Source organism: Tistrella mobilis (assembly GCF_039634785.1).
GTDB classification, from domain to species: Bacteria; Pseudomonadota; Alphaproteobacteria; order Tistrellales; family Tistrellaceae; genus Tistrella; species Tistrella mobilis.
The window spans coordinates 1-23,534 of sequence record NZ_JBBIAB010000003.1; the positions used below are offsets into that span (position 1 = coordinate 1).

Sequence of the window (23,534 nt, forward strand, 5' to 3'; positions counted from 1 at the left end):
ATCTCTCTAGGCACAAGGTCATATCGAGATGCCAAGGCGCTCATCGGTCAGTCGTTCTTAAAGTCCTAAGATCGACGACCGCCGCCCTCGCATCCCTTCCGATCCGTTTCACAATGTCAAAGATCCTGACGAAGCGCTTCCGCCTCGCGGCACCCTCGGGCGCCTGCCTCTCTTAAGAGGCTGTATTCTCTGGCTTTTCAGCCCCGCCCGGCGCCGCGTCGTCCGCGGTGCCCGTCGGTGTGGGGCGGTTTTTACCCCCGCCGTCCGGCTGCGTCAACTGCTTTTTTCGAAGCGTTTTCGGCGGCTGTTTCGGCGTGTCGCTCAGCGCATTTCTGCGTGGCGACAATTTCTGAGGCTACAGAAGCCGACCGGGTCTGGCAAGCAGTTTTTGCGGCATCATGCCCTCTGCTCTCCGCCCCTTGTGGTGTGAAGCGGATATGGTGCGCATCTTCGCCGTCGTCGAGTCCCCCCGCCGTCGAAATCGGCAGCGTTCATCGGCCTGCGATATTCCGCCGCGGCCCGGACCGGACACCTTTCGCTAACCTTCATTTAAGCTTTGGTCGCTAGCCTGTAGGGCAACGACAAGGCCCGCGCCGCGCCCGTCATGCGCAACGCGTGGCAATAATACGGTTCCCAGGGTCGCCCTGATAAACGCCCCATTCAGCAGAAGGCAGCCGACGGATGGCCCGACCCAACCGCCCGTTCACCACAAAGACCATCAGGCTGACGGCCCTCGTCGTGGGTGTCACCCTGTTCAGCCCTGCGCTGCTGCCGGGCACGTTGCCCTTCGCCGGTCTCACCCCGGTTGCCGGCGCTGCCCGCGCTGCGGAAGGCTCGTCACTGGCCGCCCCCACGGGCAAGGTCATTCTCGACGTCTCCGGCAGCATCGCCGTGACCAACACCCCAGAAGGCTCCGCCGCCTTCGATCGCGCCATGCTTGCCGCCATGCCGCGCTCCGCCATAGAGACGACCACCCCCTGGACGGAAGGCGCGCAACGCTTCGAAGGGGTATTGCTGGCCGATCTGGTGGCGCGCCTCGGGGCCACCGGCACCAGGATCACGGCCCGGGCCCTGAACGACTATTCCTATACGTTCGATCTGGCCGACGCGATGTCGCGGGGCGCCCTCATCGCCGACCTCACCAACGGCAAACAGATGTCGGTGCGCGAGCGCGGCCCGCTCTGGATCGTCTTTCCGCTCGACGACATGAAGGGCATGACCGAGGTGGAGCGGCACGAGATGCAGTCGCGCATGGTCTGGCAGCTCAAGCAGATCACCTTCAACTGACCCGACTTCCAGTCTCCCCAACCGGATCGGCCGCCGGCATGCGACGCCTTCTCACCTCGAAACGCCTGGCAGGCGCGCTCGGCGCGGTGATCGTGATCCTGGTCGCGACCATCGGCTGGACCGTGGCCCAGCTGGTGTCCGAAACCCGGCTGAGGGCGACGGAGCGGAGCGAGCGCGACTGGGCCGTGGTGCAGCTGGAATTCGAAACACTGCGCATGGCCGACGCCTATACTCATTACCGCTTCGAGCGCAGCCAGGACGCGCTCGACGAGCTGTTGCTGCGCGCCGACATCGTCGAGAGCCGGCTCAGCCTGTTCCGCGAGGGCATCGTCGCCGACGCGCTGGCCGGACGTCCGGACATCAAGGATCTGGTCTTCACCATCCGTATCACCCTTCTGGATGTGGGCATCGTCGAGACCTCGGACGATGCCGAGGCCATCGCAGCACTCGGGCGCAGCATCGAAGCCCTGCGGGCGAAGGCCTACGACGCCTCGGTGGCGCTTCTGCTCGACAGCAATCGCAGCCTTGCAGCACTCGAGGTGCGCCTCAGATCGCTCTGGTACTGGATCGCCCTGCCGCTTACCGCCCTGATCCTGGTCGGCGGCTTTCTGGTCGTGCTGCTGACCGGGGCGGTGAGGCGGGAAAGCCAGCGCCGCGAAGAGGCCACCCGCGCCCGCCGCGAGGCGCTGGCCGCCGAACAGATGCTGTCGAATGCGATGAGCGCGATGTCCGACGGCCTGCTGATCGCCACGGCCGACGGCCGGATCGTCACCGCCAACCGCCGGGTCGACGAGCTGATGCCCGCAACCATCAGCCGGCCCTTTGCCGGCCGCCGCATCCGTGCCCTGCGCGACCAGCTGTTTGCTGAAGCGGTGATGGACATCCGGACCAGCGCAGCCGGATCCGGGGCCGAGATCGACCCGCTTGATCCGCAGCCTCTGGACCGCGATCACGAACTGCATCTGGCCGGTGACCACTGGCTGCGGATCAGCCGCCGCGCCACCGCCGATGGCGGCATGGTCTTCGTGATGTCCGACATCACGCCGCTGAAGCGGCGCGAGCGCGACCTTGCAACCGCCATGCATGCCGCCGAGGCGGCCAGCCGCGCCAAGACCGAATTCCTGGCCAATATGAGCCATGAGTTCAAGACGCCGCTCAACGCCGTCATCGGTTTCACCGATATGATCATGCAGGGGGCGGCAGGCCCGCTGAACGATCGGCAGCGCGAATATCTGGGCCATGTCCGCGACGGCGGCAATCGTCTGCTGTCGCTGATCGACGATATCCTGGAAATGGTACGGGCCGATCGCGACGGGCTGAAGGCGGCACCGCTGGACCTGGACCGGCTGGTCGCAGGTGCGGTCACCGACGCCGAACGCGCCGCCCGCGAGGCCGACGTCACGCTGGCCCGGCTGGAGCTGGATGTGCCGGTGCATGGCGCGATCCGCGGCGACCGGCGTCTGCTGCGCCGGGCGATCGATGCGCTGCTGTCGAATGCGATCAAATTCACGCCGCCCGGCGGTCATATCACCGTCAGCCTGCGCAACACCACCCTGCCCCATCCGGAGGGCAGCCCGATCGCCGGGATCGAAGTAAGCATCGCGGATACCGGGATCGGCATTGCCGCCGAACAGATCGAACGGGTGCAGCAGCCCTTCGTGCAGATCGACAGCAGCCTGGCCCGCCGTTACGAAGGGGCCGGGCTGGGCCTGCCGCTCGCCCGGCGTTTCGTCGAGGCTCATGACGGGCAGTTGAGCCTGAATTCGGCCCCGGGCCTCGGCACCGAAGCCCGGATCTGGCTGCCGCTCTCCAGTGCCGAACCCGAGGCGGCACCGGCAACGCGACTGCGCGCCGCCTCGCGCTGACGACCGCTTCGCTCAGTCCTCGTCCCGCCCGCCCTCTGCGGGCAGCGGCAGCAGGATCACCGCCTGGGTCCCCTCCCCCGGCTCGCTGAACAGGTTCAGCCGCCCACCATGAGCCTCGACCAGCCGGCGGGCCAGCGGCAGCCCCAGCCCTGTCCCTTCGAAGCGGCGCGAGAAGCCGGCATCGAGCTGAACGAAGGGCTCGAAAGCCCGCTCGATCTCGCCGGGGGGCATGCCGATGCCGTCATCCGCAATCTCGATCCGTATCCACCCGGCCCCTCTCTCCTCCTGACCGGCATCCACCGTCCGCCGGGCCGTGATCGTCACCCAGCCGCCCGGTTCGGTGAACTTGATGGCATTGGAGAGCAGGTTGACGATCACCTGACGGATGCGGACTTCATCGACCACGGCCGGCAAGGCCGGCGGGTCGACGTCGAGCGACAGGGTCAGCCCGCCCTGATCGGCCTTGGGCTGCAACATGCGCACGGTGGAGCGCAGCAGCCGGGCCAGATCCAGCGGCCGGGGATCGAGCGGCAGAGCCGCCGCCTCGGCCCGGCTCAGATCCAGGATGTCGTTGATGACGCTCAGCAGATGGGTGGCGCTGTCGCGGATATCGCCCAGATATTCCCGCTGCCGGTCCGACACCGGGCCCGCATAGCCCATCAGCAGCATGTCGGTAAAGCCGATCACGGCGTTCAGCGGCGTGCGAAGTTCGTGGCTGACATTGGCCAGGAAATCCGTCTTCACCTTGTTGGCCCGCTCCGCCGCATCACGGGCGGCGGCGAGCGCCGCTTCGCGCGCCTTGATCGCGGTCACGTCGGAATAGAGCGAGAGCAGCCCGCCGTCATGGGTGGGGCTTTCCCGGACCATCAGCCAGCGGCCGTCGGCCATACGCATCTCGAACCGCCCGCGTCCGCGGGCCCGCATCTCGCGCCGGCGCCGCCCCCAGGCCTCCGCCGTCTCACCCATCGTATCGATGATGCCGCGCTCCAGCACGTCGCGCATCAAGGTATCGAAGGACATGCCCGGCCGGAGTTCCGGCGCCCCGGGCCCCATGATCTCCTGATAGCGGATATTGCTGATCAGATAGCGGTCGTCGGGCCCGCAGAGCAGCAGGGCATCGGTCATGGAATTCAGGGCGTCGAGCAGGCGCGCCTCGCTTGTGCGGCGAACCCGTTCCGCCGCCTCGGCGCGGGCCAGATGGCGCCGGGCGATGGACCGTTCGCGCCGGACCAGCATGGCCAGGACCACGATCATGGCGCCGAGGCCGAACAACATGGCCGCAACTGCACCCGGGCCGGGCGTGATCGCGCCGCTGCCCACGGCAAGCGCCACGGCGGCGGCCGCGATCCCGAGCGCGATCAATCCGCGGGTGAGGCCTCCGGCGGATTCCTTGTCCCACTGCTCCACGGGCGATCCCTCATTCTGCTGCGGCGGTCCTGCTTGTTGTCATTCGTGACCATCCGCCCTCAACTCCACCCGCTCGGAGCCGCGGGGTCAAGCAGCGAGCGCGGCCGCATCATCAGCGCTTGCAACGCGCCGCCACAGGCAGTACAAACCGCGTCGACCGCATACGGGATCCCGGGGCCGTAGCTCAGCTGGGAGAGCACCTGCTTTGCAAGCAGGGGGTCAGGGGTTCGATCCCCCTCGGCTCCACCAATTCCGTTGCATCAAAACGTCTCAGCAGGGGCCGACCGCACACGCGGCCGGCCTTTTTCGTGTCTGTCCCCGCCGTCCCTGCCCCACGCCGTCCCCGAACGGAGCCCGACCACGCCATGCCCGTGCCCAGCCCCACCCACGTCCTGACCATCACCTGCCCCGACATCGTGGGCCTTGTGGCGGCCGTGTCCGGCTTCCTGTCCGGGGAAGGCGTGTTCATCAACGAGAGCGCCCAGTATGGCGACCCGGAAACCCAGACCTTCTTCATGCGGGTGGTGCTGTCGGTTCCGGGCGATGGCGATGGTGCGCTGGGGGTGCGCTTCGCCGAGGTCGCACGCCGGTTCTCCATGCGCTGGACGCTGCACGATCTGCGCCGCCGGCCGCGGGTGCTGATCTGCGTGACCAAGGCGGGCCACTGCCTGAACGACCTGCTGCACCGCTGGCACAGCGGCCTGCTGCCGATCGAGGTGGCCGGCGTGATGGGCAATCACGACAGCCTGCGCCATCTGGCCGACTGGCACAACGTGCCCTTCCACCACCTGCCGGTGACCGCCGCGACCAAGGCGGAGCAGGAACGCGCCCTGCTCGACCTGATCCGCACGCTGGATGTCGAACTGGTGGTGCTGGCCCGCTACATGCAGATCCTGAGCCCGACGCTCTGCCAGGCACTGTCCGGCCGCTGCATCAACATCCATCACAGCTTCCTGCCGGGCTTCAAGGGCGCCCGCCCCTATCATCAGGCCCATGCCCGCGGCGTGAAGCTGATCGGCGCCACCGCCCATTACGTGACCACGGACCTGGACGAGGGCCCGATCATCGAACAGGCCGTGGAACGGGTCGATCATACCCACACCGCCGAAGAGCTGGTGACCATCGGCCGCGACATCGAAACCGTGGTTCTGGCCCGGGCCGTGCAGTGGCACGTGGAGCGGCGGGTGCTGATCAATCACAGCAAGACGGTGGTCTTCCGCTGAGCCGCCACGCTCTGCGATACCACTGCCCCGACGACACATGCAGCTTTTGCTTGCCGCAGGTCACCCCCACACGGCTAAACTGGCATGACCAACGGCCGGTCCCGCAGAGGTCGGGACGCTCCGCCTGGGGAGGCGGAGGGCCGGATGAATGCCGGAAACAGCGGCAATACGGGGGTAACGACATCCATGATTTCTCTGGGCAAGCGCGCCGGCGCACGACAGCTGGCGGGGCTGGCAATGGCCGCCGCGATCACCATTGCGGCACCGGTGGCGGCCAAGGCCGAACAGTTCGTCAACGTGCTCACCGGCGGTACCAGCGGCGTGTACTACCCGCTGGGCGTGGCACTCTCGAAGATCTACGCCGACAACATTCCGGATGCCCGCACCTCGGTGCAGTCCACCAAGGCATCGGTCGAAAACCTGAACCTGCTTCAGGCCGGCCGCGGCGAGATCGGGTTCGCGCTGGGTGATTCGGTCGGCCTCGCCTGGGCGGGCGACACCGAAGCCGGCTTCAAGGGCAAGCTCGACAAGCTGCGCGCCATCGCCGCCATCTATCCCAACTATGTTCAGATCGTGGCCAGTCAGGACAGCGGCATCAAGACGCTCGCCGATCTGAAGGGCAAGCGCATCTCGGTCGGCGCGCCGCGCTCGGGCACCGAGCTGAATGCCCGCGCCATTCTGGGGGCGGCCGGTCTCAGCTATGACGATCTGGGCAAGGTGGAATACCTGCCCTTCGGCGAATCGGTCGAGCTGATGAAGAACCGTCAGATCGATGCCACCCTGCAGTCGGCCGGCCTGGGTGTCGCCTCGATCCGCGACCTCGCCACCAGCGTGCCGATCACCATCGTGGCGGTGCCCGCCGATGTGGTGGCGAAGATCGGCGATGCCGCCTATCAGGCGACCGAAATCCCGGCCGGGACCTATGACGGCCAGACCGATGCGGTGCCGGCGGTGGCCATCCGCAACATCCTGGTGACCCATGCCGAGGTGCCGGATGCGCTGGCCCACGAGATGGCGAAGCAGATGTTCACCCATCTCGACACCATGGTCGCGGCCCATGCCGCCGCCAAGGCGATCTCGCTGGATGGCGCGACCAAGGGTCTGCCCATCCCGCTCCACCCGGGTGCCGAGGCCTATTATCGCGAGGCCGGCGTCCTGAAGTGACGGAACCCGAGGCGGCCGGCCGGTGAATCATGCATGCCAAAGCATGCAGTTCCCGGCCGGCTTCCCGTGTCGACACGCCTGTCTCGGGACATCCACGCACATGACCGCATCGACCGTCCGGCCCGCCGACGAGGCCCGGCATCAGGGCCATGACCACCTCCAGGACCACAGCTTCGAGGCGGGGCCGATGCATGCGCCCCTGCCCGACCGGACCCAGGGCCTCGGCCGGGCCATCTTTCTGGTCGCCGTGATCTTTTCGGCCTTCCAGATCTACACCGCCGCCTATACGCCGCTGTCGAGCCTGGTGGTCCGCTCGATCCATGTCGGTTTTCTGCTGCTGCTGGGCTTCATGATCACCGCCGCGCACCGGCCGAAAGGCTCGGCAATGCGCTGGATCGATCTTGGCCTCGGCATCGCCGGCTTCGCGCTCGGCCTCTATCACTGGATCTTCGAGACCGACATCCTGCTGCGCGCCGGCGATCCGTCGATGACCGACATCGTGCTGGGCTGCGCGATGGTCCTGCTGGTCTTCGAAGCCGCCCGCCGGGCGATGGGCATCGCGCTGCCGATCATCTGCGCGCTGTTCCTGTCCTATGCGATCTTCGGGCATCTGCTGCCCTCGCCGCTCAATCATCGCGGCTACGGTTTCGATCAGGTGGTCGACCAGATGTTCCTCGGCACCGAGGGCATCTTCGGCATCCCGATCCTGGTCTCGTCGACCTATATTTTCCTGTTCATCCTGTTCGGCGCCTTCCTGGAACGCGCCGGCATGATCATGCTGTTCTCCGACGTCGCTATGGGCACGGTCGGCGGCGCCCGCGGCGGCCCGGCCAAGGTGGCGGTGGTCTCCTCCGCGCTGATGGGCACGATCAACGGCTCGGGCGTCGCCAATGTGGTGACCACCGGCCAGTTCACCATCCCGCTGATGAAGCGGTTCGGCTATCGCCCCGCCTTTGCCGGCGCGGTGGAGGCGACGTCGAGCATGGGCGGCCAGATCATGCCGCCGGTGATGGGCGCGGTGGCCTTCATCATGGCCGAGACGCTGAACGTCCCCTATATCGACGTGGTCGAAGCAGCGCTGATCCCGGCCCTGCTCTATTTCACCACCGTGCTCTGGATGGTGCATCTCGAAGCCGGGCGCCTGAACCTTTCCGGCCTGCCGCGCGCGGAACTGCCGGATCCGCTGGCGGCGGTGAAGGCGCGCTGGCACCTGATCATCCCGCTGGCCATCCTGGTCTACCTGCTCTTCGCCGGCTACACCCCGCTGTTTGCGGGCACGGTGGGGCTGGCGCTGACCGCGGTCCTGATCCTGGGCGCGCCGATCTCGGGCCTGCTGCCGGCCATGCCGCTCCGCATCCTGTTCTGGGTGGCGATCGGCCTTGCCACCGCCGGCTTCTTCCACTGGGGCATCGACGTCATCGCGGTGGTGATCCTGGCGCTGGTGGTGGTCTGCCTGGCGATCAAGGGGCTCCGCTCCACGGTCGACATGATGGTCCAGGCCCTGGCCGACGGCGCCCGCAATGCCCTGGGCGTCGGCATCGCCTGCGCGCTGGTCGGCACGATCATCGGCGTGATGACCCTGACCGGCCTCGCCACCAACTTCGCCCGGGTGATCATCGAAGTCGGCGATCAGAGCCTGTTCCTGTCGCTGGTGCTGACCATGCTCACCTGCCTGGTGCTGGGCATGGGCATTCCGACCATCCCCAACTACATCATCACCTCGTCGCTGGTGGGGCCGGCACTGCTGGAACTGGGCGTGCCGCTGATCGTCAGCCACATGTTCGTGTTCTATTTCGGCATCATGGCCGATCTGACGCCACCGGTGGCGCTGGCGGCGTTCGCGGCCTCACCCATTGCCAAGGCCAGCGGGCTGAAGATCGGCGTGAACTGTCTGCGCATCGCCATCGCCGGTTTCGTCGTGCCGTTCATGGCGGTCTACACCCCGGCGCTGATGCTTCAGGATGGCGGCCCGATGGCCCAGGCGATCGGCTACTGGCCGGCGGTCGGCTATATCGTGCTCAAGGCGGTGATCTCGATGGGGCTGTGGGGGGCCGCCAGCATCGGCTTCCTGGCCGGGCCGCTTGCCTGGTGGGAACGGCTGCTCGCCGCCGTCGCCGCCTTCATGCTGGTTGCGGCCCTGCCGGTCACCGATGAACTGGGTCTCGCCCTCGCCGCCCTGGTCGTCGGCCAGCATCTGCTGCGCCGCCGCATGGCGCGGCGTGCTGCATCATGACCACCGCTGCCGCCCTCGGCCTGTGCATCGCACTGGCCGCGGGCGGCCCGCCGCTCACCCGTCTGCCGGCCGATCCCGATGCCGCGCTCGACCGCTTCACCCTCGCCTGGACCCATTCGGTGGAGCGCATCCGCTGGCGCGAGGACTGGATCATCGGCCGGGACGGCCGCCTGCATGCCGGGGAGGCTGCCATAGAGGGCAGCGGCGCCGGCATGGAACCGCCCGATGATGCCCGGCTGATCGACGGCCACTGGGTCTACACCCCGCATCTGCCGCCGCAGGATGCGCTGACGCTCGCCAATTCCACCATGACCGGGCCGCACGAGATCTGCGTCGCCGGCAGCTGCCGCAGCCTGTTCGATCTGGCACCCGCCGCACGCGACCGGCCGGTGCGCCTGTTCCCATGTCCGGGCGATGCGCTATCATCGGGCAGCACGACAGCACCAGAGGCGGGAACCGCAAGATGATGGAGGGTCTGCGCCAGCGGATCTGGACACGGCTGCGCCAGACGCTGTGGTTCCAGCCGGCCCTGGCCTCGGCACTTGCGGGCTTCTGGGTGGTGCTTGCCATCATCGGCGGGCCGCTGCTGTCGGGCATGGACGATCTGCCGATTCCCGACAAGGACACCATCGTCGAACTGCTGAAGATGGGCGGCGGCAGCCTGCTCACCATCGCCACCGTCACGCTGTCGGTGCTGATGGTGGTGCTGAACGCCGCCGCAGGCCAGGCCTCGCCCAGGGCCCTGCCGGGGCTGATGTCCGACCGCATGACCCATCGGGCGCTGGCCGCCTTCATCGGCGGCTTCGTCTATGCGGTGACGGGCGTGGTGGTTCTGGGTCTCGGCCGCGACGGCGACGGTGCGCGGCTGCTGATCGGCGCGGGCGGGCTGCTCACGCTCTGCCTCGCCCTCTACCGCATGGTGCTCTGGTTCCACCACATCGCCGACCTGCTGAAGCTGTCGAGCATGATCGACCGCATCTTCCGCACCGGCGACCAGGCGATCGAAACCTATCGGGCATCCCCCGCCTACGGCCTGCGCCTCAGGCCCGCGGCCATGCCGGCGCTGAGCGGGCCTGGTCTGGTGCCGCTCTATCCGCGCCTGACCGGCCATCTGCGTCTGATCGACGTTGCCCGTCTGGCCGGCACGGCCGAGGCGCACCGGCTGTCGGTCATCATCTGCCACAGGCCCGGCACCGCCATGCACCCGCAGAAGCCGATGGCGATGATCCGCACCCATGACGGCCGCCCGATCGACGATGCCCTTCGCAACATCCTGATCGGCTGTTTCGACATCGGCCGCGACCGCACCGAAGAACAGGACCCCCTGCTCTGCCTGGAACTGCTGTGCGAAACCGCCTGTCGGGCGCTGTCGCCCGGCATCAACGATCCGGAGACGGCCATCATCTGCCTGGACCGGCTGGAATCCCTGCTGACCGGGCTCGTCGCCCGGCCCGCCGATGCCGATGCCCCCGCCGATACCGAAAGGCTGGGGCCCGGTGCGGCCCATGTGGTGCTGCCGCCGCTGCCGCTGGATCTGGTTCTCGACCGTGCCCTGATGCGCATCGCCCGTTGCGGCGCCGATGCGGTCGAGGTTTCCTGTCATCTGCTGCAGGTGCTGGAGGCGATCGTGCGCAATGCGCAGAACGAGGCCGATGCCGATGTCGCCCGCGCCGCCGCGATCAGGGCCCATGCCCATGCGGCGGCGGCCCTTGCCACCGTCCACGATCGGGATCGGGCCGATACGGCCCTTGCCGCCATCCCGTGATCCCGACGCCGTTTCCCCTCGCCTCACGAAAGGCAGCACGAATGAGCGCCCCCCACGATCATGATCACGGCCCGAATCACGGCTCTGGCGACGACTGGCGCCATACCGGCGTGCAGGTGATCGCCGGCGATCAGCTGGACCCGAACACCGCCCAGACGCCGGGCATGTCGCGTGCCACCGCCATCAACAATGCCCGCACCGGTGCCAACAAGATCTGGGCCGGCACCGTCACCATCCAGCCCGACGCCAAGACCGGCGCCCATCATCACGGCGCGCTGGAAAGCGTGATCTATGTCGTCCGCGGCCGCGCCCGCATGCGCTGGGGCGACCGGCTGCAGTTCACCGCCGAAGCGGGGCCGGGCGACTTCATCTATGTGCCGCCCTATGTGCCCCACCAGGAAATCAACGCCGCAGCCGACGAGCCGCTGGAATGCGTGCTTGTCCGTTCGGACCAGGAGCCGGTGGTGGTCAATCTCGACATCGAGCCGGTGGAAAAGCCGGAAGCGGTGAAGTGGATCGATCCCATCCACCGCAGCTGAACCACCCAAGCCTTGTCAGACCGCCGACCAGCCGCCATCGACCAGATGGGCGCTGCCGGTGACGAAGCCGGCCTCGTCGGACAGCAGGAAGCAGGTGAGCGCCGCCACCTCTTCCGGCGTGCCCAGCCGGCCGATCGGATGCTGCCGGACCAGATGCCGGCGCGCCTCGGGCTCGACATGGGCGATCAGCGGCGTGTCGATGAAGCCGGGGCAGACCGCGTTCACCCGCACGCCCTGCGCCGAATATTCGACCGCCGCCGTCTTGGTCAGCCCGATCACCCCATGCTTGGCGGCGACATAGGCGGCCGATCCGGCAAAGCCGTTCAGCCCCAGGATCGAGGCCATGTTGACGATGGCCCCGCCCCCGGCCGCCAGCATCGCCGGGATCTCGGCATGCATGGCATAGAAGACCCCGTTCAGGTTGACGTCGATCACCCGGCGCCAGCCGGCGATGCTGTAGTCCCCGACCGGTCCTTCGGCCCCGCCGATGCCGGCATTGTTGACCGCGAGATGCAGGCCGCCGAAGCGGGTCACGACATCGGCGACCAGACCTGCCACCGCATCGGGGTCGGCCACGTCGACGGCAAAGGCGGCCGCCTCGACATCGGCATCGCGCAACTCCGCTGCCAGGGCTTCGGCCGCATCCGCCTTCAGATCGGCAAGCGCGACCCGGGCGCCGCCCGCGCCAAGCCGGCGGGCAATGGCGGCACCGATGCCGGATCCGGCGCCGGTGACGAGGGCGATGCGGCCGTCGAAACTCATGGATGGTCTCCTCTGAGGCATGCGGCCGGAATGGCATCGGCCCGCATGAACGGATCTTTCACCGCAGCCGTGTTAGGCTTCGTTTGTTACGGTGTCTGTGGAGGATGATGACCGTGGTGAAACAGGTCAACCCCGACGCGGAAGACCGACCTGGCGTCCAGGCGATGCGGCTACGCGAACTCCATCGCGTGCTGGTGACGGCGCATGCCGCGCCGGACATCGCCTATGCCGACTTCATCGATACCGGCCGGCGCATTCTGGGCCTACATCGCCGCCCCGGTCTGGGTGAAAGAGCGGATCTATGGCACGCTCGCCTTCATGGACGCGCGACCCCGGCCCGAGGGATTCGGCAGCGGCGAGGTCGAATTCCTCGAGATGATGGCAACGGCACTCGGCCGGGTCGTCGAGCGGGATCTTGCGGAACGGGACCGGCCGCTGACCGAGAAGCGGCTGGATACGGCGGCACGGCTGTTCGGCACCGCCTTCGATCAGGCGCCGATCGGTATGGCCCTGGTCGCCCCGGATGGCCGCTTTCTCAAGGTCAACCGCGCCTTGTGCCGGATCTGCGGATATGACGAGACCGAGCTGCTGGCGATCGATTTCCAGCAGATCACGGACCCCGATCATCTCCAGTCCGATCTGGCCCTGTTGCGGGCTGTCCTGCGCGGCGAGCGCACCGACTATCGGATCGAGAAGCGCCATATCCGCAAGAATGGCCGCCGGACCGAAGTGGAGCAGGCCAATCACCGGCTGGAGCGGCTGGCCGCCACCGATCCGCTGACCGGTCTCGCCAACCGGCGCGCCTTTATGGCGCAGTTCGAAAACGCGCTCGATCGTCACGCCGCCACCGGCCGGTCGCTGTGTCTGCTGCTGATCGACATCGATCATTTCAAGGCCTTCAACGATCGCTTCGGCCATCCGGCGGGGGATGCCACCCTGTCGCGGGTCGCCGCCGCGATGACCGGAAGCCTGGGCGAGAACGGCATCGTCGCCCGTCATGGCGGCGAGGAGTTTGCCGTTCTGCTGCCCGAGACCGACCCCGAGGCCGGCTACGCGCTGGCGGAACGGCTGCGTTGCGACATCGCCCGACTGCGGGATCTGCCGGCGCCGGTCACGATCAGTATCGGGCTCGGCCCCTGCCCGCCCGGCTCGGGCCAGGACGACATCGCCCGCGCCGAGCTGATCGCCCTGGCCGATCGCGCGCTTTATGCCGCCAAGGCCGCGGGCCGCAACCGGGTGGTGACCGCAAGGCGGTAGCAGGCTTGATCGCGGACAGCGGTCGCGGGACACTGCCCCATAAACCCGGACGTCAGATGCCGGACCGGATATGTGAGGGGGAGGAGGCCGCCCGCGGCGGATCATGGACAGCTGGCTCGTGCTCGCCCTGTCGCTGGGCTATCTCGCCGTCCTGTTCGCCATCGCCTGGCAGGGCGATCGGGTGGCGGCGCGCCGCGGCGGCACGGCCGCACGTCGCGCGCCCCTGCTCTACGCCCTCAGCCTTGCGGTCTACTGCACCTCGTGGACCTTCTATGGCGCCATCGGCCGCGCGGCCACCGGCGGCTTCGATTTCCTGTCGATCTATGTCGGCCCGATCCTGATGATCGGTCTCGGCTGGCCGGTCCTCGCCAAGATGGTACGGGTGGCCAAGGCCGAGAACGTCGTGTCGATTTCCGATTTCATCTCGGCGCGTTACGGCAAAAGCCGGGTGCTGGCGGCGCTGGTCACCGCGATCGCGGTGGTCGTGGTGCTGCCCTATTTCGCCCTGCAGCTCAAGGCGATCACCATCAGTTTCGAGGCCCTGGCCGGCAACCCCTTCGCCGGCTCGGTCATGCCCGACCTGCCCGGGCGGACCACCCTGCTGGTCACCGTGATCATGGCCGCCTTCGCCATTCTCTTCGGCGTGCGCACCATCCATGCCAACGAGCATCACCCCGGGCTGATGAGCGCGATTTCGGCCGAATCCCTGGTCAAGCTGGCCGCCGCCCTGATCGTCGGCGCCGCGATCACCGTGGTGGCGGCGGGCGGGCCGGTCTCTCTGGTCGGCACCGCGCTTGCCGACCCGGCGCTCGCCCATATGCTGGAACCGCGGCTCGGTCTCAGCTGGTGGGCGATGACCCTACTGTCGGGCTTCGCCATCCTCTGCCTGCCGCGCCAGTTTCATGTCGCGGTTGTGGAGAATACCCATGTCGGCGACATCCGCACCGCGGCCTGGCTGTTCCCGGCCTATCTGATCGCGATCAACCTGTTCGTGGTGCCGGTCGCCATGGCCGGCCTGCTGCTCTTCGCCGGCGCCGACATGAATGCCGACACCTTCCTGGTGACCGTGCCGCTGGCGATGGGAGAGCCGGGCCTCGCCCTGCTCGCCTTCATCGGCGGGCTGTCGGCCGCCACCGGCATGATCGTGGTCGGCGCGGTCGCCCTCAGCACCATGGTCTGCAACGACCTGATCGTGCCGGCGCTGATGGCGCTGCGCCCCGGCTCCCGCCGGCTCAGGGACAACCCCACCCGCATGCTGCTTCTGGCCCGCCGGCTGGCGGTGATCGGCATCCTGGCGCTCGCCTATATCAACTACCTGCTGCTCGGCAGCACCTTCCCGCTGGTCACCTTCGGCCTGGTGTCCTTTGCCGGCGTCGCACAATTCGCGCCGCCCCTGCTGCTCGGCCTGTTCTTCCGCCAGGTCACCAAGGCCGGCGCCATCGCCGGTCTGGTTGCAGGCTTCGCCGCCTGGGTCGCCACCGTGCTGTTGCCGTCCTTCGCCGAGGCCGGTGTGGTCGCCGGCAGCCTGCTGCACGATCTTCTGTTGCGGCCCGGCTGGATCAGCATCGACGACATCACCAGCGTGCACGACCTGGACGTTCTCTCCGGCGGTGCGCTCGTCAGTCTGGCACTCAATCTCGTGGTGCTGCTGGCGGTGTCGCGGTTCACCCGCCAGTCAGATCTGGAGGCGCGGCAGGCGGAACGTTTCGTCTCCATGCGCCACGAGCTGGGCGAACGGCGGGTGCACCCGCGCGGCGCGACCCTGGCCGATCTGCACGAACTGGCCGCACGCTATGTCGGCCGCACCCGCGCCGACGCCGCCTTTGCCGACCTCGCCCAGGCCCGCAACCCTCATACCGACGGCTTCGACGCCGCGCCGCCGCTGCGCATCGACCAAGAAGCGGTGCAGGCGACCGAATGGCTGCTGGCCGGCGCCATCGGCTCGGCCTCGGCCCGGGTGGTGGTGGCCAGCCTGCTCGCAGACCGGCGTCTGTCCCGTTCCGATGCCCGCAGCATCATCGACGAGGCCTCGCGCGCCATTCTGGATCAGCACACCCTGCTGCGCTCGACCATCGAGAATGTCGGCAAGGGCATCTGCGCCTTCGATCGCGACTTCCGGATCCTGGTCTGGAACCGGCGCTTCCTCGACATGCTCGACGTGCCGGAAAGCCTGATCACCGTCGGCACGCCCTTGTCCGACATCGTCGACCATCTCCATGCCCGTGGCGAGTTCAGCCATGACCGCGAGATCGTCACCCTGCTGCGCCGGTCCGACCCGGATCTGCGCGGCCGGCCCGACATGTATCAGCGGATCCGCCCCGACGGCACGGTGCTGGAGGTCACCTCCAACCCGCTGCCCGATGGCGGTTTCGTCGCCGTTTTCAACGATGTGACCGAGCGTCACCGCGCGGCCGAAGCACTGCGCGAAGCCAATGAGGGGCTGGAGCGCGGCATCGCCGAACGCACCGCCGATCTTGCCGATGCCAAGGCCGAGGCCGACCGGGCCAACCGCGCCAAGACCCGCCTGCTGGCGGCGGTCAGCCACGATCTGCTGCAGCCCCTGCACGCCGCCCGGCTGTTCATTTCCGCCGCCCGCGACCGCGGCAACGACCCGCTGGTCGGCCAGGCCGATGCGGCGCTCCGCTCTGTAGAACAGCTGCTGGGCGACCTGCTCGACATCACCCGGCTCGACACCGGCGTGGTCAAGCCCAGCCGCGGCGCGGTGGTGGTCGACGAGGTGCTGCGGCCGCTGATGGGCGAAATGGCGGTGGTCGCCGCCCGCCACGGGCTGAAACTGGTGCACGTCCCCAGTTCGGTGACCGTCGAGACCGATGCCGTGCTGCTGCGCCGGATTTTGCAGAACCTGATCGGCAATGCGCTGCGCTATACCCGAACCGGCCGGGTTCTGGTCGGTTGCCGGCGGCTGGGCGACCGGCTGCGGATTGAGGTCCACGATACCGGCCCCGGCATCCCGGCCGAAAAACAGGCCGAGATCTTCCAGGAATTCCGCCAGCTCGATGGCGGGCCGGGGGACCGCGACAAGGGGCTGGGGCTGGGTCTGTCGATCGTCGAGCGGCTGGCGGCGATCCTCGGCCACCGGGTCGGGCTCCGCTCCACCCCCGGCCGCGGCAGCTGTTTCTCGGTCGAGCTGCCGGTGAGCGAAAGCCGCGCCCTGGCGCGGCGCGTGGCACCAGAGACCCGCGGCGGCGGCTTCGACGGTACGCTGGTCCTGTGCATCGAAAACGAACCCGCGATCGCGGAAGCCATGACCGCCCTGCTCGGCGGCTGGTCCTGCGAGGTGGTCTGGGGCACCACTGCCGAGGCGGCGCTGTCGGCCCTCGGCGACCGCCGCCCCGACATCGTGCTGACCGATTATCACCTCGATCACGGCCTGAGCGGGCTCGACGTGCTCGCCGGCCTGCGCACCCGTTTCGGCGCCGCCCTCCCCGCCGCCGTCATCACCGCCGACCGCAGCGACGCCGTCCGGCGCGCGGCCGAGGCGGCCGACTGCCGCATCGCCTACAAGCCGCTGCGCCCGGGCGCACTCCGGGCGCTGATCGCGCATATGGTCGCGAAGGGGCGAAGCCGCGCCGCCGAATGACCTCGGCTACGGGTGATGTCAGCTGCCCGCCGTCTCGACCTCGGTCGCATGCAGCGCCAGCCGGCCGGCCAGGATGGCGGCCTGGGTGCGGCTCACCACGCCCAGGCGGCGCAGGATCACCGTCACATGGGCCTTCACCGTGGTTTCGACCACGCCCATTTCATAGGCGATCTGCTTGTTGAGCTTGCCTTCGGCAATGCCGGCCAGCACGCGCAGCTGCTGGGGGGTCAGGCCGGCGATGCGGTCGGCGACGTCGACATCCTCGGCCGTGTCGGCCTCGTCGGTGTCCGGCTGCCAGATCTGGCCCTCGATCACCGCACGGATCGCGGCACCAAGCCGGTCGACCGGCGCCGATTTCGGCACGAAGCCCGAGGCGCCGTACTGCATCGCCCGGCGGATGGTGGCCGCATCCTCCATCGCCGAGACCACGATCACCGGAATTGCCGGATGTTCGTTGCGCAGCAGCACAAGGCCGATCAGCCCGTTCATACCCGGCATGTGCAGGTCCAGCAGCACGCAGTCGATGCCGTCATCCCGGGCCAGCACCGTTTCGACTCCCGAAAATTCCGAAGCCTGGATGGTCTCCGCCCCGGGCAGGCTGTCGGCCACCGCCTGGCAGAGTGCCGCCCGCATCAGCGGATGATCGTCGGCGATCAGGATCCGATACGACATGTCCCGCCCTCCCCTCGGGTCCCGGGCATCCGGCTGCGTTGGCCGTACCCTTATGAGGCAGGATCATGCGCAAGTTTCTGTCCGACGCAAGGCCGGTCTGCATATGAATTGAAACGGACAGCCGAAGCTGCCCGTTCCATGATACCCCATTCGCGGGTGCAGCACGCACCCTTGGGCTGTATGTTGCGTCGCTCAATCGTGCTGGTAGATGTCCACCGACCTGGTATCCCGGACGAAGAGCACGCCGATCACCAGGGTCGCCGCCGCGATCACGATCGGGTACCAGAGGCCCGAATAGATGTCGCCGGTGGCGGCCACGATGGCGAAGCTGGTGGTGGGCAGGAAGCCGCCGAACCAGCCATTGCCGATGTGATAGGGCAGCGACATCGAGGTATAGCGGATCCGGGTCGGGAACATCTCGACCAGCATCGCCGCGATCGGGCCATAGACCATGGTCACGTAGATGACCAGCACGGTCAGCAGCACGATCAGCATCACATGGTTGACCCGGGCCGGATCGGCCTTGGCGGGGTAGCCGGCCGCGGTCATGGCATCGCCAAGCGCCTTGTTGAAGGCGGCGCCGGCGGACTGCGGGTCGACCGGGGCGGCGTGGCTGCCGCCGCCATGCAGGTTGACCTCGGTCTTCCCCGTGGCGCCCGATGCATCGTAGCTGTCGATCACCACATCGCCGACACGGATCTGGGCGATGGTGCCGGCGGGGGCGGCCTCGTTGCTATAGGGCGCGCCCTTCTTCACCAGGGCCGACTTGGCGATATCGCAGCTGCTGGTGAATTTCGACGTGCCGACCGGGTTGAACTGGAAGCTGCAGCTCTCCGGATCGGCATAGACCACGATCGGCGCGCTGGCCACGGCCTGTTCCAGCGCCGGGTTGCCGTAATGGGTCAGGCCCTTGAAGATCGGGAAATAGGTCACGATCGCAAGCGCCAGGCCGACCATGATGATCGGCTTGCGGCCGATGCGGTCCGACAGGCTGCCGAAGATCACGAAGAAGGGCGTGCCCAGCAGCAGGGCGGCGGCGATCATCAGGTTGGCGTCCTGCGGATCGATCTTCAGGGTCTGCTGCAGGAAGAACAGGGCATAGAACTGGCCGGTGTACCAGACCACCGCCTGACCGGCGACCAGGCCGAACAGCGCCAGCAGGACGATCTTGAGGTTCTTCCAGTTGCCGAAAGCCTCGGTCAGCGGCGCCTTCGAATGCTTGCCCTCTTCCTTCATCTTCTGGAAGACCGGGCTTTCGTTCAGCATCATCCGGATCCAGACCGACACGCCGAGCAGCACGATCGAGATCACGAAGGGAATGCGCCAGCCCCAGCTTTCGAAGGCCTCGGCCGACATCGACACGCGGCAGCCCAGGATGACCAGCAGCGACAGGAACAGGCCCAGCGTCGCGGTGGTCTGGATCCAGGCGGTATAGGCGCCGCGGCGGCCATTCGGGGCATGTTCGGCGACATAGGTCGCCGCACCGCCGTATTCGCCACCCAGCGCCAGGCCCTGCAGCAGGCGCAGGATGATCAGGATCACCGGTGCGGCGATGCCGATGGTGGCGTAATTCGGCAGGATGCCCACGATGAAGGTCGAGGCACCCATGATCAGGATGGTGACGAGGAAGGTGTATTTGCGGCCGATCAGGTCACCCAGGCGGCCGAAAACCAGCGCACCGAAGGGACGCACGGCGAAGCCGGCGGCGAAGGCGAGCAGTGCGAAAATGTACGCCGCCGTCTCGTTCACGCCCGAGAAAAACTGTTTGGCGATGATCGCGGCCAGCGAGCCGTAGAGGTAGAAATCGTACCACTCGAACACGGTTCCCAGCGAGGAGGCGAAGATGACCTTCTTCTCCTTGCTGGTCATGGGTGCGGCCTTGCCCGTATCCGCCATGGATATGTTGGCCATGTATCCTCCCTGCAACGTGGCGTTGCTCAGACGTTTTCTGCGTTGGAAGACGCTGCCTGACGCCGATCCTGAAGCAGGGCCGTTCCCGCGGACCCGGATGCTTCGATCTTCCCCATCGCCCGTCAGGCCGGTCGATGGTGAAACGATGCGCCGCGCGGCCGAAGGACGCAGCCCCGACCTTGGTCGGGGTGAGATCCGATACAGACCCTTGAAATGAAAGAGGAATTCTTGTGCGCCGCAACATATCGTCGCATCGCAGCGCACAAATGCCTGCCGGGGCATTCACCCGGAGATTGCGCGCCTGGTCTCAGGCGGCGATCCAGCCGATCAGCAGATCGGCGAGCGCATCGGAATTGTCATCCATCATCGGCATGTGCGAATTGCCGCGGATGCCCATCGCCGGCAGGTCCATCAGGCTCGCCTCCACCCCGGCCGCCCTCAGCTGATCCACATGGCTGCGGGTGGTGGCGGCCAGATACGACCAGAACGGCGTCTCGTCGACGAAATCGCCCAGCATCAGCAGGCGCCGCTGCGGCCGGCCGTCGGGGCCCAGGGGCGACCAGCCTTGGGGCAGCGCCGGCATGCCCGAGGGCTCGATGCCGATGCAGCCGCGGACGAGATCCGGTCTGGCCGCCGCCGCCGCATGGGTGAACCAGCCGCCCTGGCTGTGGCCGACCAGGATGCAGGGGCCGATGGTTTCGATCACCGCGATCAGCGCCGCCAGCGCCTGGGGCGCCGTCGACAGCCAGCGCGGCACATGGTTGCGGCAAAGGTCGTCGAAGCCCGCCATCGGGAAACGCTGCCCCGGGAAGGGGCGCCGTGCCGCCATGTCTGCCGCAGCGCCCAGCCGATAGAGCGTCCAGGCCTGTTCGTCGGTGCGCATGATCGCCCGGCCCGGCCAGTGGCCATCGACCGCGCACCAGCCGGCACGGCCGCGCTCCACCCCGTCGACGACATGGGTGGTGAACCCCGCCTGAACGAAACGGGTCAACCAGCCGGGCCGGCCGTCGGGCGTCGTCTCCCACATCGATCCGGTCAGCGCGCCGCCATGGACCAGAACCAGCGGCAGCGCGCCGGGCCGGGCGTTGCGCGGCACGAAGCTCTGGACATAGGCCTGATCGGCGAAGACAGCGCCATTGGGGTCGTGCACGAAATCGGGCGTGTCGGCCGAGAAATTGATCCGCTCAGGCGCCGCATCCCGGGTGACGACCCGCCCGCCGCCGCAGCGAAAGCTGCGGAAGCAGGCGAGATCCATCTCGTGGCCTCGGGCCTCGGTCACTTCGCCACCAGCGGGCAGGTGCTTTCCGACAGCGGCCAGACCAGCTGGTCGCCGGGAATGGTCGCCACGATATCGAGATAGTCCCAGGGGCCCTTGGATTCGGCCGGCGCCTTCACCCGGGCCAGATACATGTCCCGCACCACCCGGCCATCTTCGCGCAGCCGGGCATTGCGGCTATAGGGATCGTCGATCGGCAGCGCACGCATCTTGGCCGAAACCGCATCGGCATCGGTGCCGCCCACGGCATCCACCGCCTTCAGATAGTGCAGCACCTCGCCATAAACGCCGGCCTGAAGCATGCCGGGCATGGCGCCCACCCGCTCCATATAGCGCTTCGACAGCGCCCGTGCGCGGTCGTCGACATCCCAGTAGGACGGCGTGGTGAGATAGGTGCCCTGCGCCGCCTGAAGCCCCAGACCGTGGATGTCCGACAGCATCAGGATCAGGGCCGCCAGCTTCTGGCCGCCCGCGACCAGACCGAATTCGCCGGCCTGTTTGATGGTGTTGATCGTGTCGCCGCCGGCATTGGCGATGCCCACCACCTTCGCGCCCGAGGCCTGGGCCTGCAGCAGGTAGGACGAGAAGTCCGCCGTCGCCAGCGGATGGAACACCTCGCCCACCACCTGGCCGCCGGCGCCGGTGACCACGGCTGCCGCATCGCGCGCCAGCTGATGGCCGAAGGCATAGTCGGACGCGATCATGAACCAGCTGTCGCCGCCGGCCTTCACCACCGCCCCGGCCGTGCCCCTGGAGAGGGCATAGGTGTCGTAGGTCCAGTGCACGCCATAGGGCGAGCACGACTTGCCGGTCAGCGCCGGGGTGCCGGCGCCCGAGAACAGCACCATCTTCTTCTTTTCGCGGGCGATTTCCTGCACCGCCAGCGCCACAGCCGAATTGGGCACGTCGACGATCACGTCGACCCCGGCCTGATCGAACCATTCACGCGCGATCGACGAGCCGAGATCGGTCTTGTGCTGATGGTCGGCCGAGATCACCTCGACCGGACGGCCGGCAACCTTGCCGCCCATGTCTTCGACCGCCAGCCGCGCCGCCTCGACCGAGCCCTTGCCGGTCGCATCGGCGGTAACGCCGCCGAGATCGGTCAGCACGCCGATCCGGATCGGCTTCATCTCGTCCGCCGCGGCCTGCCCGGCCACGGCCATCAGTCCCGCCACCACGGCCAGGACCACCGCCAGGCGGCCGCCGGCCGCCTTGCTCTTGTTCCGCATCTGGTTTCCTCCCGCTCCGGCGCCATGGCGCCGCGGGCTTCAGGGCGCAGAGGCCCGGCCCGTTCTTGTGTGCTCGGCTTGTGTGGTCGGGCATCTCGCGCCGGGTCGCCGATCTGCTATCGTGCGGAGCGCTGATGCCATGGGGAGCATAATCCTCCCATATGGGACGAATTGTAAACCCCCGCCAGACCAGGCTGCCACCAGGAGGCCCGCCCTTGCCCCGTCCGTCGAAGACCACCACCGACATGGAGGAGACGGCTCCCCTCGTCCGCGATCTGAAACTCTTCGGTCTGTTCGACACGGTGCCGATCCGCCAGGCCTATCGCCTGGCTTTCCTGACCAATTTCTACCGGGCGCCGCTGCTGCGCCGGATCGAGCAGGAACACGGGCTGACCCGCCCGGAATGGACGATCCTGATCTGTCTCAGCCACCAGGACGGGCTGAACCCGCGCGACATCTGCGATTTCACCGAACAGCCGCGCAACAATGTCAGCCGCGGCGCTGCCCTGCTGGAAGCCAAGGGCCTGATCACCCGCAGCCCCGACCCGGAGGATGCCCGCCGCGCGCTCCTGCACCTGACCGAGACCGGCCGCGCCCTCTATGCCCGGCTGATGCCGCTGTTCCAGGCGCGCGAGGCCGAAATGCTGGCAGTGTTGAGCCCCGAGGAGCGCGCGCAGCTCGACCATCTGCTGACCCGGCTGACGGCGGAGCTGCCGGTCTGGCGGTGACCCCGCAGCCCGCATCCTCCGGAACCGATGGCGACGGCGCCGGTTGCGTCCCCGAACCGCAACCTGCAACGGAGCCCCCGATGACCCGGATCACGCCTGAGATGCAGCGCTGCATCGATGCCTGTCTCGCCTGCTATCAGTCCTGCCTGGGCACTGCCATGGGCCATTGCCTGGAAAGCGGCGGCCGCCATGTCGCGCCCGAACATTTCCGCCTGATGATGGCCTGCGCGGAAATCTGCCGCACCTCGGCCCATTTCATGCTGACCGGCACCCGCCACCACCGCCATGTCTGCCGCGAATGCGCCGAGATCTGCCAGGAATGCGCCCGCAGCTGCAACGACCTGGAGGGCATGGAGGCCTGCGCCGCAGCCTGCCGCCATTGCGCCGAACGGTGTCTGGCGATGGCGGCGTGAGGGTCACGCCATCTCGCCAAATGAGATAAATATCGTTCAGAGATGAAGAAGGCCCGGGTGGTTTATGCTGTCCGGGCTCCTTCACCGTCAATCAGCAGCAGTGCCGAAATTTTTCATCGGACTGCTGCTGATTCAGCTCGTCAATTTTTTCGACGTGATCTAGATTTATATCTTCATTAACTTGCACGAATGGAAAGCA

Annotated in this window: 18 protein-coding genes and 1 tRNA gene; 13 read left to right on the forward strand and 6 right to left on the reverse strand. The window is 67.7% G+C overall.

The genetic code is table 11. The features are described 5' to 3' along the window. Window positions 1–681: 681 nt before the first annotated feature. Both WI697_RS04970 and WI697_RS04975 read left to right on the forward strand, forming a co-directional pair. Entirely contained in the window at window positions 682–1,287 is a 606-nt protein-coding gene (locus WI697_RS04970; RefSeq protein ID WP_062767378.1) for a putative pterin-binding protein, read from the forward strand. A gap of 38 nt (window positions 1,288–1,325) precedes the next feature. After that, window positions 1,326–3,152, forward strand: a complete 1,827-nt coding sequence (locus tag WI697_RS04975; protein ID WP_345957661.1) for a sensor histidine kinase — start codon at window positions 1,326–1,328, stop codon at window positions 3,150–3,152. A 12-nt stretch (window positions 3,153–3,164) separates the two neighbouring features. On the opposite strand, the gene WI697_RS04980 is transcribed toward WI697_RS04975, so the two are convergent. Next, a complete protein-coding gene (locus WI697_RS04980; RefSeq protein WP_082828739.1) occupies window positions 3,165–4,559 on the reverse strand; it encodes a sensor histidine kinase in 1,395 nt (464 codons plus the stop codon). A gap of 173 nt (window positions 4,560–4,732) precedes the next feature. Here WI697_RS04980 and WI697_RS04985 point away from each other — a divergent pair. The 7 genes from WI697_RS04985 (at window position 4,733) to WI697_RS05015 (ending at window position 11,483) form a co-directional block, all read left to right on the forward strand. Then, window positions 4,733–4,808 (forward strand) — tRNA-Ala (locus tag WI697_RS04985). A gap of 116 nt (window positions 4,809–4,924) precedes the next feature. Further along, window positions 4,925–5,782: a formyltetrahydrofolate deformylase gene (purU, locus tag WI697_RS04990; protein ID WP_296720145.1), complete on the forward strand. Its 858-nt coding sequence runs from the start codon at window positions 4,925–4,927 to the stop codon at window positions 5,780–5,782. Window positions 5,783–5,968: 186 nt separating this feature from the next. Then, entirely contained in the window at window positions 5,969–6,946 is a 978-nt protein-coding gene (locus WI697_RS04995; RefSeq protein WP_062767372.1) for a TAXI family TRAP transporter solute-binding subunit, read from the forward strand. 100 nt (window positions 6,947–7,046) lie between these two features. Then, window positions 7,047–9,179, forward strand: coding sequence for a TRAP transporter permease (locus WI697_RS05000; protein WP_296720140.1), 2,133 nt, complete (start codon window positions 7,047–7,049; stop codon window positions 9,177–9,179). Next, window positions 9,176–9,646 carry a DUF1850 domain-containing protein gene (locus WI697_RS05005; RefSeq protein ID WP_345957662.1) on the forward strand — a complete coding sequence of 157 codons (471 nt, stop codon included), beginning with the start codon at window positions 9,176–9,178 and terminating at the stop codon, window positions 9,644–9,646. Before WI697_RS05000 ends, WI697_RS05005 begins: the two co-directional genes overlap by 4 nt. Continuing rightward, window positions 9,643–10,944: a DUF2254 domain-containing protein gene (locus tag WI697_RS05010; RefSeq protein ID WP_231889486.1), complete on the forward strand. Its 1,302-nt coding sequence runs from the start codon at window positions 9,643–9,645 to the stop codon at window positions 10,942–10,944. The genes WI697_RS05005 and WI697_RS05010 overlap by 4 nt, the downstream gene beginning before the upstream one ends. Before the next feature lie 41 nt (window positions 10,945–10,985). Next, on the forward strand, window positions 10,986–11,483 hold the full coding sequence (locus tag WI697_RS05015) for a cupin domain-containing protein (protein ID WP_296720132.1): 498 nt from the start codon (window positions 10,986–10,988) through the stop codon (window positions 11,481–11,483). Window positions 11,484–11,498: 15 nt separating this feature from the next. On the opposite strand, the gene WI697_RS05020 is transcribed toward WI697_RS05015, so the two are convergent. Continuing rightward, window positions 11,499–12,245: an SDR family NAD(P)-dependent oxidoreductase gene (locus WI697_RS05020; RefSeq protein ID WP_345957663.1), complete on the reverse strand. Its 747-nt coding sequence runs from the start codon at window positions 12,243–12,245 to the stop codon at window positions 11,499–11,501. Window positions 12,246–12,470: 225 nt separating this feature from the next. Between WI697_RS05020 and WI697_RS05025 the strand changes: the two genes are divergently transcribed. Both WI697_RS05025 and WI697_RS05030 read left to right on the forward strand, forming a co-directional pair. Beyond that, window positions 12,471–13,502: a sensor domain-containing diguanylate cyclase gene (locus WI697_RS05025; RefSeq protein WP_345957664.1), complete on the forward strand. Its 1,032-nt coding sequence runs from the start codon at window positions 12,471–12,473 to the stop codon at window positions 13,500–13,502. Window positions 13,503–13,605: 103 nt separating this feature from the next. Further along, entirely contained in the window at window positions 13,606–17,103 is a 3,498-nt protein-coding gene (locus tag WI697_RS05030; protein WP_345957665.1) for a hybrid sensor histidine kinase/response regulator, read from the forward strand. Window positions 17,104–17,121: 18 nt separating this feature from the next. On the opposite strand, the gene WI697_RS05035 is transcribed toward WI697_RS05030, so the two are convergent. The 4 genes from WI697_RS05035 to WI697_RS05050 form a co-directional block, all read right to left on the reverse strand. Next, window positions 17,122–17,775 carry a response regulator transcription factor gene (locus WI697_RS05035; protein WP_345957666.1) on the reverse strand — a complete coding sequence of 218 codons (654 nt, stop codon included), beginning with the start codon at window positions 17,773–17,775 and terminating at the stop codon, window positions 17,122–17,124. 192 nt (window positions 17,776–17,967) lie between these two features. After that, on the reverse strand, window positions 17,968–19,671 hold the full coding sequence (locus WI697_RS05040) for an MFS transporter (RefSeq protein ID WP_345957874.1): 1,704 nt from the start codon (window positions 19,669–19,671) through the stop codon (window positions 17,968–17,970). A 322-nt stretch (window positions 19,672–19,993) separates the two neighbouring features. Continuing rightward, a complete protein-coding gene (locus tag WI697_RS05045; RefSeq protein WP_345957667.1) occupies window positions 19,994–20,941 on the reverse strand; it encodes an alpha/beta hydrolase family protein in 948 nt (315 codons plus the stop codon). A 20-nt stretch (window positions 20,942–20,961) separates the two neighbouring features. Then, window positions 20,962–22,194: an ABC transporter substrate-binding protein gene (locus WI697_RS05050; protein ID WP_345957668.1), complete on the reverse strand. Its 1,233-nt coding sequence runs from the start codon at window positions 22,192–22,194 to the stop codon at window positions 20,962–20,964. A gap of 215 nt (window positions 22,195–22,409) precedes the next feature. Between WI697_RS05050 and WI697_RS05055 the strand changes: the two genes are divergently transcribed. Further along, window positions 22,410–22,922: a MarR family winged helix-turn-helix transcriptional regulator gene (locus WI697_RS05055; protein WP_345957669.1), complete on the forward strand. Its 513-nt coding sequence runs from the start codon at window positions 22,410–22,412 to the stop codon at window positions 22,920–22,922. Between the two features lie 80 nt (window positions 22,923–23,002). Then, window positions 23,003–23,335 carry a four-helix bundle copper-binding protein gene (locus WI697_RS05060; protein WP_345957670.1) on the forward strand — a complete coding sequence of 111 codons (333 nt, stop codon included), beginning with the start codon at window positions 23,003–23,005 and terminating at the stop codon, window positions 23,333–23,335. Window positions 23,336–23,534 lie beyond the last annotated feature (199 nt).